Source organism: Lentzea californiensis (assembly GCF_024648825.1).
In the GTDB taxonomy this organism is placed as follows: domain Bacteria; phylum Actinomycetota; class Actinomycetes; order Mycobacteriales; family Pseudonocardiaceae; genus Lentzea; species Lentzea californiensis.
Map to the genome: position 1 here is coordinate 356650 of NZ_JANBBE010000008.1, position 12080 is coordinate 368729.

A 12080-nucleotide genomic window follows, 5' to 3' on the forward strand; every position below is an offset into this window, starting at 1 on the left:
GCGCCAGTCTTGGAGGCTTGGGGACGTGGCCGCGGGAGGGGACGGGATCATGGCCGGTAGCAGCCTCGAGGTCGACCTCCGCGAGCAGAACGGCGTGCTCGTCGTCCGGTTCAGCGGACGGCTCGACTGGGCGACGTACATGCGCGCGCAGGACGTGTTGCTCGACCACGCCACCAAGGAGCTCGTCGGAGTCGTGGTGGAGCTGGACGAGCTCGTCGCCGAGTCCCCCGCACTGCTCGTGCTGTTCGACGTCGTGTGGCTGTCCGCGGTGCGCTGGCCTGGCATCTCGCTGAGCATCGTCGTCAGCGACCACCGGCTGCGCTCCACGCTGGAGTCGCGCGGACTCCCCCGGCACATCCCGATGTACTCGACGACCTCGGCCGCGGTGGGCGCGGTCGTGCGCCTCAAGCACGAGGACCGGGTGGACGCGCCGCTGCCGACGTGCCGCTGCCTGCCCCACGTGGCCGAGCGGATCACCGAACGCGCCTGCGAGCGGTGGGGCGTCCAGGCGATGCTCGACGTCGCACCTCAGGTGGCCGTCGAGCTCGTGTCGCACGTCGAGGACGACGGCCCTCTCGCGCTGCTGCTGCGCATGCGTGGGGACAAGTTGTCCGTCGCCGTGCGCACGACCGCACGTCTCGACCTCAAGCAGTGGCACATCATGCGGCACAACGTCGCGTCCATCGCCGTCTGCAACTTCACGATGGGCGAGACACCGGCCGGGGGCGGACGACAGGTCATCTGGGCCCTGCTCGACGTGCCGGAGGACAGCCGCCGGCCGCCGATCCACCTTCCGGAGACCGCCGTCTTCACCCGTCAGGCTTAACGCTTCCGGGTCGTTCTGCGGGGCCGTTCTACTGCCGGTTCTACCGGGCGTGCGTCGCCGCGACGCTCGTGCGGTAGGCCCTGAGGAACTGGCGGTCCGCTGACGCTTCGGACGAGTCGACACACTGGTGCAACCAGCAACGATGCAGAGCGCATGTCACCCGTGAACAGGGGTCGAGGCCCAGCTGCTCGGCCAGGTCCTCGGCATTGAGCACCGCTATCAGCGTCGTGTCCTCCGCCTCGGAGGAGGTCACCAGCCGCAGGTGCGCGCGTCGCCTCATGACCCAAGCCTGCTCCTTTGGGCTTCGTCCTGCCTACCCGCATTAATACCTGCTCAATCCCCATTTTCGGACAATTCCACGCGACAACGGGCCCCTTCTCAGCCGGACCTGGGCGCCCTACGCTCGGGTTTCACAAGGCGGCGCAGGAGGTGTGCTCCATGGCGGATCCTGCGTACTTCCCTCCCCCGCACTCCAGTCGCATCGGCGCGAGCGATGTGGAGCAGCTGGAGTCGCAGACCCGTTCGCTGCGGTCGGTGGACTACCAGTACGGCGGAGGGGCGTGCCGCGACGCCGTGGTGGTGCGGATCTACTGGGCGCAGCAGCTGCTGGCCGCCGAAGCCTCCGACGAGGTGCGGGCACGGCTGTTGTCCGCGGTCGCGGATCTGCACAACCTGGCCGGGTGGACGTCGTTCGACAGCGGTCAGGTCGGGGCGGCGTACCACCATTTCGACCGTGCACTGGACTTCGCGCGTCACGACGAAGACCTGATCACCAACATCGTTTACCGGCGTGGGCGCGTGCATCTGCACCACGGCGCACCGGGCGATGCGCTGGCTTACTTCCAAAGAGGTGCTTTCGCGCCGTTGGCGGCGAGCATCATGTACGCGAACGAGGCGTGGGCGTACGCGTACCAGACCCGTTCCGAAGAGGCGTTGCGCGCGTTGGGGAAGGCTCAGGACTCGTTCGCGTCCGCGGACCTGTCGCGCGTGCCCGACTGGGCGCGGTTCCACGACGAGACCGACCTGACGGCGATGGCCGGCACGATCCACACCGAGCTCGGCGACACCCGTGCCGCGGTTCCCGCTCTGCTGGCGGCGATCGAGAACTTCGGGCCGGCGATGGCGCGCAGCCGGACGTTCTGCCTGATCTCCCTGGCCACGTGCCACTTCCTCGACGGCGACTTCGACGAGGGACGGACCGTGGGGACGCGGGCGATGAGCGCGGCGGAGGAGCTGAAGTCGGAGCGGGTGTGGGACCGGATGCGCCCGATGACGCAGGCGGCGGCCGTGCGCGGGATAGCCCTGCGTTGATCTTTGCAGAACCCGAACATTGGGCGGACCTCGTCCTGACGATGGCCGGTCATCGTTCTGTGCCATGAACATTTCGCGAATCGGTGGGCTCGTGGCGGGAATGCTGCTGCTGGGCGCGGGGACCGCGTCGGCGCAGGAACCGATCACGATCAGCCCGGAGAAGGTGCAGCAGATCTGCTCGAACCGCGTCCCGCGCGTCGAGGCCAAGGTCAAGGCGCTGACCGACAGGATCAACGGCGGCGCGGAGACGCTCGGCTCGAAGAAGTGGATCGAGCAGAAGGCCGCGGACGCCCGCAAGGCCGGCAACACGGCGCGTGCGGACGTGCTCGACGCGCGGCTGAAGCTACGGGACGCGCAGCTCGTGAAGCTGGCGAAGTCCGGTGAGCGCGTCGCCAAGTTCAAGTCCGAGCACTGCGGGTCGAAGTGAGGTGGGCGGCCGCGGTCGTTCTGCTGTTCGCCCTGACGGCGTGCCGGGGCGAGGAGCCGGCGCCGGACCTCGATGATGTGGAATCAACGCTGAACAGCATCGAGTCGGACATCAACCAGCCGGGGTGAACGCGTGGAACGTGGCCTGGTGCTCGTCGTGGAGGACGAACCGGCGATCGCCGAGTTGATGGCGCTGTACCTGCGGCGCGACGGCTTCGGCGTGCACCTGGAATCCTCGGGGGACGCGGCACTGGCCGCGGTCCGCTCGCTCTCGCCCGTGGCGGTGGTGCTGGACGTCGGCCTGCCCGTGCTGAACGGCATCGAGGTCTGCCGGGCCCTGCGCGCGGCCGGTGACTGGACGCCGGTGCTGTTCGTGACGGCCCGCGACGACGAGGTGGACCGCTTGCTCGGGCTGGAACTGGGCGCCGACGACTACATCACCAAGCCCTTCAGCCCGCGCGAACTGGCCCTGCGCGTGCGAACGGTGCTGCGTCGTTCGTCTGGCACCGTATCGGACGTTCTGCAGGTGGGTTCCGTACGGCTCGACGTCGGCGAACGGCGCGCGTTCGCCGGTGCCACAGAGGTCTCGCTGACCTCGACGGAGTTCGGACTGCTTTCGCACCTGATGAGAAATCCACGCCAGGTGTTCTCGCGAGAGCAACTTCTCTCTGCCGTGTGGGGGTATTCGTCTGTGGCCGGCACACGAACCGTCGACGTCCACGTGGCCCAGCTACGCGCCAAGTTCGGTCCGCTCAGTCCAATTCGGACAGTGCGTGGCGTCGGCTACTCAGCGGACGCGTCGTGAACCTCGCGGGCAGAATCGCGTTGCTGTGCCTGGGAGTTGCATTCGTGGCCGTGACCGTGGCGGGCTTCGTGTCGATCCGTCTGGTGCTCTCGACGTCGCAGCAGGTGAGCCGTGAGTTCCTGCGCTCCCAGGCCGACGTGGTGGCGGGCCAGATCTCGAACGACCGCGTCGAGCAGATCCTGGAGGGCCAGGACATCGCGATCGTCCGGATCACCGCGTCCGGTGACGTCACCGGCACCGACCGCGCCGCCGTCCGCGCGGTCCGTGCCGTCGACTACCGCGGTGTGCTGTCGGGTTCTGCCGTGTCCGGGGTGAGCGGCCGTCTGAACGTGGAAGCCCGTCCGTCGGGGGCGGGCGGCTTCGCCCTGGTGCAGAAGACCGAGACCAGCGGCACCTACCGCAAACTGGTGCGGAACATCCTCGGCGCCCTGGGCATAGGCCTGGCCGTCGCCTGCCTGGCAGGCCTGGCCCTGGGCACCTTCCTCGCCCGCCCGCTGCGCCGGGTCGCCTCGGTCGCCCACTCGATGAGCGCGGGCCGCCGCGACCTGAGAGTCCCCACCTCCGGCACCCACGAGCTGGCCGAGGTGAGCCAGGCGGTGAACTCCCTGGCGGACGCGTTGCAGCGCAGCGAGTCCCGGCAACGCGACTTCCTGCTCTCCGTGTCCCACGAACTGCGCACACCCCTGACCGCCGTCACGGGCTTCGCCGAATCCCTGGCGGACGGCGTGGTCTCCGGTGCACAGGTGGCCCCGGTGGGCACCGTGATCCTGGAGGAGTCCCGCCGCCTGGACCGCCTGGTCACCGACCTCCTGGACCTGGCCCGCCTCGGCGCGGACGACTTCCGCCTGGACATGGCCGCGATCTCCCTGGAACCGGTGGTCCGCTCGGCCGCCGAGGTGTGGCACGCCCGCTGCCACGCCCGCGGAGTGCGGTTCGCGCTGGAGGTCTCGTCCTCACCGGTGGTGTGGGCGGACGCGCGCCGCCTGCGCCAGGTCATCGACGGCCTGCTGGAGAACGCCCTGCGCGTCACCCCGGCCGGCCGCCCGGTCGTGCTCGCCCTGTCCTCCGTGCTGGAGGTGCGGGACGGCGGCCCCGGCCTGGCCTCCGAGGACTACCCCGTGGCGTTCGACCGCGGCGTGCTGCACGCGCGGTACCAGGACTCGCGGCCGGTCGGGACCGGTGTGGGGCTCGCGCTGGTGCACGGGCTGGTGACGCGGATGGGCGGAACGATCGTGGCAGGACCGGCGGCGGAGGGCGGCGCGGCGTTCACCGTGACGCTGCGGCCGGGCGACCTGTGACGGTCACTTCGCCTGCGGGAGCTTGACCTTCTTCTTCGCACCCGGCGACGAAGGCGGCGGCACCACGGGCCCGATGTCCCCGTCAGGCGCCTCGTCCAGGTCCACGATCACCGGCGCGTGATCACTGGGCCCGGTCCCCTTGCGCGCCTGCCGGTCGATCCACGCGGCCTTGGCCCGCGGTGCGACGGAGCTGGACGCGAGGATCAGGTCGATCCGCATGCCGAGGTCGCGGTGGAACATGCCGGCCCGGTAGTCCCAGTAACTGAAGATGCGCTCGGTGGGCCACCGGTCGCGCACGACGTCGTGGAACCCCAACGCCTCGATGGCCTGCAACGCGGCGCGTTCGGGTTCGGTGACGTGGGTGTGGCCGATGTAGGCCTCGGGGTCGAACAGGTCGGCGTCGGTCGGCGCGATGTTGATGTCGCCGCACACCAGCGCGTCCGAAGGGCCCGCCTCCAGCACGTCGCGCAGAGCTGCCAGCCACTCCAGCTTGTACTTGTAGTGGTCCGACTCCGGCTCACGGCCGTTCGGCACGTACAGCGAGTGGACGCGCACGCCGCCGCACGTCGCGGCCACGGCACGGGCCTCCACGTGCGGGAAGCCCGGTGCGCCGGCCACGCCCACCGCGACGTCGTCCAGACCCACGCGGGAAAGAATGGCCACGCCGTTCCACTGCGTTTCGCCGAACAGGGCGAACTCGTAGCCGCGTTCCTTCAGGGAGTCGCCCAGCAGCGTGGTGAAGGCGTCGTCGGCCAGCTTGGTCTCCTGCAGGCACACGACGTCCGGCTGCCGTTGGTCCAGCCACGGCAGCAGGCGGGGCACGCGTTGCTTGACGGAGTTCACGTTCCAGGTCGCCACTCGCACGCGCTCCACGGTAGTCAAACGAGCTAGAGCCCGCATGGAGCTAGACGCGCACGGGTGAGCGCAAACCGCGTGCAGCCACCCACGCCACGATGGGCAGCACTACTAGAGACAGCAGGCTCCACTGGAGGTTCCACACGCCGGCAATGGCACCGACAACCGGAGAACCCAGGCCGCCGATGCTGACCGCGAGGCCGAGCGTGACGCCGCCGGCGGTGCCGAGGCGGTTGGGCAGGTAGTCCTGGCCGAGAGTGACATGCAGCGAGAACGGCACGTACAGCGCCACGGCCGTGAGCGCCACCATCAGGTACACGGCCGGACCGGGCACCAACGCGACTCCGGCGACCGCGGGTACCGCGGCCGCATAAGACACCCGAAGAACACGCACGCGCCCGAACCGTCCGGCCAGCACGCCGCCGAGCAACGTGCTTGCGGCGCCGACCCCGAACAGCACGACCAGCGCCGCCGCTCCAGCCGCTGGACCACCGCCGACGCGGCCGGTCACCCAGATCGCGAGGAACGTGCCGAGCCCGAACGTCACCATCGACCGCGCGACGATCACCACTGTCAGCCTGCTGAACTGGCCCCAGTCGTCACGGCCGGCCGGCACCTCCGCGGCGGCAGCGCCGTGCACCCCGCGCAGCGCCACCGTCGTCAACACACCTCCCACCAGCGCGGGCACCGCGAGCAACGGACTCCACGCGAGCCCGCCGAACGCCAGCACCGGTGTGACGAGCACGGGGCCCAAAGCGAACCCGACGTTGCCGCCCACCGCGAACCAGCTCATGCCGACGTGGCTGTCCTGCGCGACACGGCGGGCGAGACGGGCGGCTTCGGGGTGGTACGCGGCGACACCGAGACCTGACAGCGCGATCGCGAGCCACGTCATCAGGTACGAGTCGCTCAGCCCGGACAGCCCGATGCCCGCACCGGCGAGCGTCATGCCGAGAGGCACCAGCCACGGCATGGGACGCCGGTCGGTCAGCACCCCGAACAGCGGCTGGACGACCGAGGACAGCAGCGTCGCGGCGACCGTGACGCCGGCCGCCGCGACGTAGCTGTAGTCGCGTTCGAGCACCAGGAACGGCACGACGGCCGGCACGGCGCCCTGGTAGAGGTCGTTCACCGCGTGCCCGGCGACCAGGACCGACATGCGCCGGCGGGAGTTGTCCACGCACTGATCGTCGTGCCCGCCAGCGGGTTCGCGATTCCGATATTCTGCCGATGTATGTCGATTTCTCGCCATCTGCCGGCGGCACCGACCACGAGCCGAGACCTGGCGGCCGCCAGTGGTGTCACCGCGCATTGGCACGACGAACACCAGATCGTCTATGCCAGCCGTGGTGTCGTGGCCGTGCACACGGAGACGTCACGCTGGATCGCGCCCGCGCACCGTGCGTTGTGGATCCCGTCCGGCGCCGTGCACTCGCATCGCGCATACGGCGTCACACGGCTGCATTTCCTCGGCCTCACGCAGAACCCGCTGAAGCTCCACGAGCCGACGGCACTCGCCGTGTCCCCTCTGCTGCGTGAACTGCTCATCACCTACACAGAGCTCGCCGACCGAGAAACCCCTGCGAGCAAACGGATGCGCTCGGTGCTGCTCGACCAGCTGGCCACCGCATCCGAACGACCGGTGCGCGTCCCCGCCGCCCACGACCCCAGGCTCGCGGCGGTCTGCGCGACGCTCGAGACCGACCCCTCGGACACCCGCGGTCTCGAAGCGCTCGGCCGCGAGGCAGGCGCGAGCGGCAGGACGCTGACCAGGCTGTTCCGCGACGAGATGGGCATGACCTTCCCCCAGTGGCGCACGCAGATGCGGCTCTACCATGCCCTGCGCCTGCTCGCCGAGGGCCAGCCCGTCACCGCCGTCGCCGTGCAGTGCGGGTTCACCACCGCGAGCGCGTTCATCGACGTCTTCCGCCGCTCGCTCGGCCACACCCCCGGTTCGTACCTCTAGAGCGTCGAGAACACCTCCTCCGCGCGGTCCCGCTTCACGAACATCCGCCACGCGGTCTCCGCGACGTCGTCCGGGTCCAGGGTGTGCCCGGCCAGGGAGCCGAACCGTTCCGGCATCGACTTCACCGTCTGGTGGATGTCGCCGCGCTCGACCACACCACCGATGGTGAGCGTGCCCGCGTACACGCCCTTCTCGGCCAACGCCGCGTTCAGCGTCACCGCGTAGTTGCGCAGCGCGGCACTCGACAGCGCGAGCGCACCGAGCACCGGCATCGGCCGCACCGCGCTCAGTCCACCGGCGAACAGCAGGCCACCCCCGCGCTCGACCACGCCCGGAAGCACGTGCTGGACCACGTCGACGGCCGGGTAGAGCCAGTTCATGGCGGCACGCGCGTCTTCGGACGTGGTCGTCGTGATCTCACCGGGCACGTCGTTCAGATCGGTGGCGCCGGGCCCGTAGTACACGACGTCCACCGGGCCGATCTCGTCCAAAGTGGACAGGAGCCGCTCACGGTCACGGACGTCGACGGCGAACGCCCGCGCCTGCACGCCGGCGGCGGCAAGGGCCTTCACGTAGTCGGCATGCCGACCACCGCGCCGCGATAGCAGCACGACGTCGTAGCCCTCACGCCCGAACCGGTGCGCGATGGACATGCCGAGCCCGGGGCCGACCCCGAGCACAAGAGCGGTGGGAGACATGGGTTCCGTCCTTCCGAACGTTAATTCGAGGCAACCCTCGACTTACGCCCGCCGACGCTACCACAGAATTCGAGGGCACCCTCGACTTAACGCCCGAGTAGGATCCGCCCCATGGTCACCGCGTCGAGGCCCCTGCGTGCGGACGCGGCACGCAACCGGGACAAGCTGCTGGCAGCGGCCACGGAACTGTTCGCGGAACGCGGCCTCGACGTGCCCCTGGAACACATCGCCCGCAGGGCCGAGGTCAGCATCGGCACGCTGTACAAGCACTTCCCGACCCGCGAGGACTTCGTGGCGCAGATCTTCCCGCAGCGCCTGGCCGCCCTGGACGTCATCGGCGAGAAGGCCCTGGCGGAACAGGACCCGTGGCAGGCCTTCGCCGGCTACCTCGAGGACCTCTACGCGTTGCAGGCGGAGGACCGGGGCCTCAACGACGTCCTGGCCCGCGACCTGCCGAACGCCCCCGAGGTCGTCTCGGCCTGCCACCGCGGAGCCGGCCACGCGGGAATCCTGATCGACCGCGCCTTGGCGGCGGGTGTGCTGCGCGCCGACTACTCGATCACCGACCTCGCCACGCTGACCAGGGCGATCGCCCAGGTGATCCGCGACTCGCCCGGCGAGTGGCGGCGCTTCCTGTCGATCTACGCAGAAGGCCTGCGCGCGTAGGGGAACTCCCCCGGAAACGCGGGTGGGGCCCCGGACATGTCCAGTCCAGGGCCCCGTTTTGCCGCCCATTTGCGCACACCAGCGACGTTTAAGAGTCGGATCAGTCCTTAGGTCGCCGCGCTCTTCCGTTGAGCTACGGCCGCACGGGTGGAGCGGCCAGCAGGATTCGAACCTGCACCTCGGCGAGTCTTGTCCGGTCTCGGGTGATCTGGCGTTCGGCGGAAATGCTGAGCCTGGAGCGAGAGTCTGAGTGTGATCCCGGCTTGCCTCTACCGATTGGGCTACCCCGGCGCGGTGGTGCCGGGAGGAGGATTCGAACCTCCACTGGTGACCGAGTGGTTCAGGCTGACGTTTCAGTTTCAGCTTTCACGCTCCCTGAAGGGAGCGCACCCCCGCGCTCCAGCGGGGGAGTCTGTGGACGCTAGCGGAACAGGTAGTCGAAGACCACCTCACCGACGCGCTGGTCGGTGATCTCCAGGCCGTTGGCCTCCTCGCGCGCGAACTTCACCGCGTGCTGGAGCTTCTCGACCCGGTCGACGAGCTCGTTCACCCGCCGGGCCGGCAACGCACCGGAGAACTTCACCGTGGTCCAGTACCCCACCGGGATGTCCTCGTAGTACACCTCGACCTGCGCCGGGTGCTTCTCCGTCGCCTCGGCCTTGACGTGGTTGCGCGGCACCTTCTTGGTGCGGATGGTCCGGACCTGTTCGGTGCGCCAGTAGTCGGCGGACTCGTCGAAGTTCCAGTCCTCGGCCGCGTCCAGCAGCGGCAGCTTCTTCACGAACGTGTGCAGGTCGGTCAGCTGCTTCTCGAGGAACAGCAGGTACGACACCGGCACGTCGCGCAGCAACGTCTGCCCGTCGACCACCACGTCGGCCTTCGCGACGCAGTTCGCCCAGTCCTTGGTAGCCGTGACGTCGAAGAGCCGGGTCATCACGGCCGCGGTCTTCCGCAGCACGTCCTCGGCCTTGATCTGCACGCGCGTGGACTCCGGCGGCAGCACCTCGCCGTCCTCGTCCTTCGGCTGGTACGTCCGGGAGATGCCGGCCAGCAGGGCGGGCTTCTGCAACCCGTGGTGCGCGTCGGTGAGGTCCCGAAGCGTGCCCCCCTTGACACTCTTCTCCACCGCGATGATCTGGTTCAGCTTCGTCATGCCGCACCCCCTTTGTCCCGCGCACTTTAACCACCGAAAAGCCACGCCCGCACGCGATTTGCCAGGTGGAGGTGCCTAGTACTCCAGCTCGAAATCGCGGTGGTCGTCGGGGTTGACCACAGCGACGAGCTTGTTCCCCGGCTTCAGGCTGGAGTCGTACCTGGTGTAGTGCTCGATCACGAACTCGGGCACGTCCGGGCCCTTGATCAGGAGGCGGACCCGGACCGTGGCGTCCTCGCTGATCAGCTCCATGGACAGGACCACGGCGGTCGCGGGCAGACCCACCTCGTCCAGGCGCAGCAGCCGCCGCTTGGCGAGCGCGATACCGCGCCATATGGCGATGCCCAGCGGCAGCAGCACCACGGTGAGCACGATGCCGACGGTGTTGCCGTCGTTGGACACGTAGATGATCGGTCCGGTGGCCATCACCGTCAGGGCGAAGAGGTGCAGGAACACGTTGTGGCCCCGGTTGACCCCGCTTATGAACCCCTCATCCACCATTCCGACACCGTAAGCGGGTCGCGGGGTGGCGTGGGCCGAGTTGGCGCGAGTGCGGCCGGACTCGCTGGTGAGAGTGGTGGGGCAGGTGGGGCTCGAACCCACGACCTGACGGATTATGAGTCCGCTGCTCTGACCAACTGAGCTACTGCCCCCTCGCAGCCGCGGCGCCCCCTACCGCTAACACCGCGTGATGGAGGATACCGATCAGCCCGATCGGGCCTTGCACACCCCCGTGGCGAGCGACACATAGGGTGGACGCGTGCGTTTGACCCTCCGCGACTTCACCCCGGCGGACGAGCCGGAGGTGCTGGCGTTGTTCGCCGACTGCGACGACTGGTTCCAGGCCGCCACGGGGCACCCGTCCGGGCCCGGTGACGTGCAGAGCCTCTTCTACGCGTTGCCCGAGGGGGCCTCGTTCGAGCAGAAGCACCTGCTGGTCGCGCAGGCGCAGGGCATGATCGGGTTCGTGGACCTGGTGGTCGGCCATCCCGCGCGGGGTGAGGCGAGCATCGGGTTCTTCCTGGTGCCGCGGGACCTGCGGCGGTGGGGCATCGGCACGGAGATGGCGAAGGCACTGGCCGAGCGCTTCCCGGACGTCACGCGCGTGCACGTCAGGCTCGACGACTTCAAGCCCGGCAACGAGTTCCTGAAGGCGATGGGCTTTCTCTTCGACGGTCAGCGGGCCGTGCTGGAGGTCGCGCCCAGGTCCGACGGCCGGTAGCCGCGCGGGTAGCCCGGGTAGGTGCGGTTGGGGGCGCTGGTGAGCTTCAGCGCCTTGCGCACCGGCATCCGGCGCACCACGAAAGCCCTGAGGCGCAACGCACGCCGCCCCACGGCGCCGACCCACGAGGGCGGCGCGGCGAACCCGAACGCTCGCACCATCGCCGGGTCCAGCATCGCGACCACGGCCCGTGCGACCACCGGGCGTGCCACGGACGGGTACCACGAGCAGAACAGGTCCAGCGTGTACTGGCCGATGCGGCGGTTCGACGGCGCGAACACGAAGTGCTCCCGCTCGTAGGCCGTCTTGAAGACCAAGAACTCGTCGTAGCCGGCCGGGATGTCCCGGATGCCCATGCGGGCGCCGACCGCGCCGTAGAAGTGGAACCCGGCCAGTTCTTCGTTGCGGGTCAGCGGACGCCAGCCGTAGCGGCGCACCCAGTCGATCGGGTCGTAGATGAACGTCGACAGCACGTAGAGCATGTCGTCGTTCGAGATGTCGTAACGGCCGTGCTGGCGGTTCACGACGCGGAGCGCCTCACGGCCGCGCGGGGAGTCGTAGCCGTGCTCGACCAGTTCGGCCATCAGAACGGCCGTGTCGTCGTAGCGCTTCTGCGGGCGTCGTTCGAACTCCCCGGTGCGTTCCAGCAGGCCTGAGATCGTCGGGACGCAGTACGTGCGGAAGAGCGCCATTTCAAGGGACTTCTGGTAGTCCCACGGGAACTCCAGGCCGGCGGAGATCCGCATGATCTCCTCGTGGTCGGCCACGGGGTCGAGCGCGGAGATGCGGCGGAGGTTCGCGAAGCGGGCGGCCATCCGTCCAAGCTGGCTCAAGGCCGGACAAAGCACTAGGCC

16 protein-coding genes and 1 tRNA gene are annotated in these 12080 nt (G+C 69.2%); 9 read left to right on the forward strand and 8 right to left on the reverse strand.

Translation table 11 applies throughout. The features are described from left to right. Positions 1-49 precede the first annotated feature (49 nt). On the forward strand, positions 50-826 hold the full coding sequence (locus LX88_RS28540) for an STAS domain-containing protein (RefSeq protein ID WP_258950849.1): 777 nt from the start codon (positions 50-52) through the stop codon (positions 824-826). A 40-nt stretch (positions 827-866) separates the two neighbouring features. Here the strand turns inward: LX88_RS28540 and LX88_RS28545 are convergent, their stop codons facing one another. Continuing rightward, positions 867-1106: a hypothetical protein gene (locus LX88_RS28545; RefSeq protein WP_258950850.1), complete on the reverse strand. Its 240-nt coding sequence runs from the start codon at positions 1104-1106 to the stop codon at positions 867-869. A gap of 158 nt (positions 1107-1264) precedes the next feature. Here LX88_RS28545 and LX88_RS28550 point away from each other — a divergent pair, with 158 nt between their 5' ends. The 5 genes from LX88_RS28550 (at position 1265) to LX88_RS28570 (ending at position 4666) form a co-directional block, all read left to right on the forward strand. Further along, on the forward strand, positions 1265-2137 hold the full coding sequence (locus LX88_RS28550) for an NsdA family TPR-like regulatory protein (protein ID WP_258950851.1): 873 nt from the start codon (positions 1265-1267) through the stop codon (positions 2135-2137). 64 nt (positions 2138-2201) lie between these two features. After that, on the forward strand, positions 2202-2564 hold the full coding sequence (locus LX88_RS28555) for a hypothetical protein (RefSeq protein ID WP_143086913.1): 363 nt from the start codon (positions 2202-2204) through the stop codon (positions 2562-2564). Then, positions 2561-2692, forward strand: coding sequence for a hypothetical protein (locus tag LX88_RS28560; protein WP_256239599.1), 132 nt, complete (start codon positions 2561-2563; stop codon positions 2690-2692). The genes LX88_RS28555 and LX88_RS28560 overlap by 4 nt, the downstream gene beginning before the upstream one ends. A gap of 4 nt (positions 2693-2696) precedes the next feature. Further along, positions 2697-3368 carry a response regulator transcription factor gene (locus LX88_RS28565; RefSeq protein WP_258950852.1) on the forward strand — a complete coding sequence of 224 codons (672 nt, stop codon included), beginning with the start codon at positions 2697-2699 and terminating at the stop codon, positions 3366-3368. Beyond that, positions 3365-4666, forward strand: coding sequence for a HAMP domain-containing sensor histidine kinase (locus tag LX88_RS28570; protein ID WP_258950853.1), 1302 nt, complete (start codon positions 3365-3367; stop codon positions 4664-4666). Before LX88_RS28565 ends, LX88_RS28570 begins: the two co-directional genes overlap by 4 nt. A gap of 3 nt (positions 4667-4669) precedes the next feature. Here the strand turns inward: LX88_RS28570 and LX88_RS28575 are convergent, their stop codons facing one another. Continuing rightward, positions 4670-5539, reverse strand: coding sequence for an exodeoxyribonuclease III (locus tag LX88_RS28575; RefSeq protein WP_258950854.1), 870 nt, complete (start codon positions 5537-5539; stop codon positions 4670-4672). Positions 5540-5570: 31 nt separating this feature from the next. Beyond that, positions 5571-6701: an MFS transporter gene (locus tag LX88_RS28580; protein WP_258950855.1), complete on the reverse strand. Its 1131-nt coding sequence runs from the start codon at positions 6699-6701 to the stop codon at positions 5571-5573. Between the two features lie 54 nt (positions 6702-6755). Between LX88_RS28580 and LX88_RS28585 the strand changes: the two genes are divergently transcribed. After that, positions 6756-7487, forward strand: a complete 732-nt coding sequence (locus tag LX88_RS28585) for an AraC family transcriptional regulator (protein ID WP_258950856.1) — start codon at positions 6756-6758, stop codon at positions 7485-7487. Here LX88_RS28585 and LX88_RS28590 read toward each other — a convergent pair. Continuing rightward, positions 7484-8185 carry an SDR family NAD(P)-dependent oxidoreductase gene (locus LX88_RS28590; protein WP_258950857.1) on the reverse strand — a complete coding sequence of 234 codons (702 nt, stop codon included), beginning with the start codon at positions 8183-8185 and terminating at the stop codon, positions 7484-7486. The two genes, LX88_RS28585 and LX88_RS28590, sit on opposite strands and share 4 nt — an antisense overlap. Before the next feature lie 111 nt (positions 8186-8296). Between LX88_RS28590 and LX88_RS28595 the strand changes: the two genes are divergently transcribed. Continuing rightward, positions 8297-8851 (forward strand): TetR/AcrR family transcriptional regulator, encoded by a 555-nt coding sequence (locus tag LX88_RS28595; RefSeq protein WP_258950858.1) that lies wholly within the window; start codon positions 8297-8299, stop codon positions 8849-8851. A gap of 421 nt (positions 8852-9272) precedes the next feature. On the opposite strand, the gene LX88_RS28600 is transcribed toward LX88_RS28595, so the two are convergent. The 3 genes from LX88_RS28600 to LX88_RS28610 all read right to left on the reverse strand — a co-directional run bounded on the left by LX88_RS28600 (position 9273) and on the right by LX88_RS28610 (position 10657). After that, a complete protein-coding gene (locus LX88_RS28600; RefSeq protein WP_030474457.1) occupies positions 9273-10004 on the reverse strand; it encodes a DUF7873 family protein in 732 nt (243 codons plus the stop codon). 75 nt (positions 10005-10079) lie between these two features. Further along, complete coding sequence (locus LX88_RS28605) at positions 10080-10505, reverse strand: hypothetical protein (RefSeq protein ID WP_258950859.1); 426 nt, start codon at positions 10503-10505, stop codon at positions 10080-10082. 74 nt (positions 10506-10579) lie between these two features. Then, positions 10580-10657 (reverse strand) — tRNA-Ile (locus tag LX88_RS28610). Between the two features lie 107 nt (positions 10658-10764). Between LX88_RS28610 and LX88_RS28615 the strand changes: the two genes are divergently transcribed. After that, entirely contained in the window at positions 10765-11226 is a 462-nt protein-coding gene (locus LX88_RS28615) for a GNAT family N-acetyltransferase (RefSeq protein WP_258950860.1), read from the forward strand. On the opposite strand, the gene LX88_RS28620 is transcribed toward LX88_RS28615, so the two are convergent. Beyond that, positions 11181-12041 (reverse strand): oxygenase MpaB family protein, encoded by an 861-nt coding sequence (locus LX88_RS28620; protein ID WP_258950861.1) that lies wholly within the window; start codon positions 12039-12041, stop codon positions 11181-11183. The two genes, LX88_RS28615 and LX88_RS28620, sit on opposite strands and share 46 nt — an antisense overlap. Positions 12042-12080 lie beyond the last annotated feature (39 nt).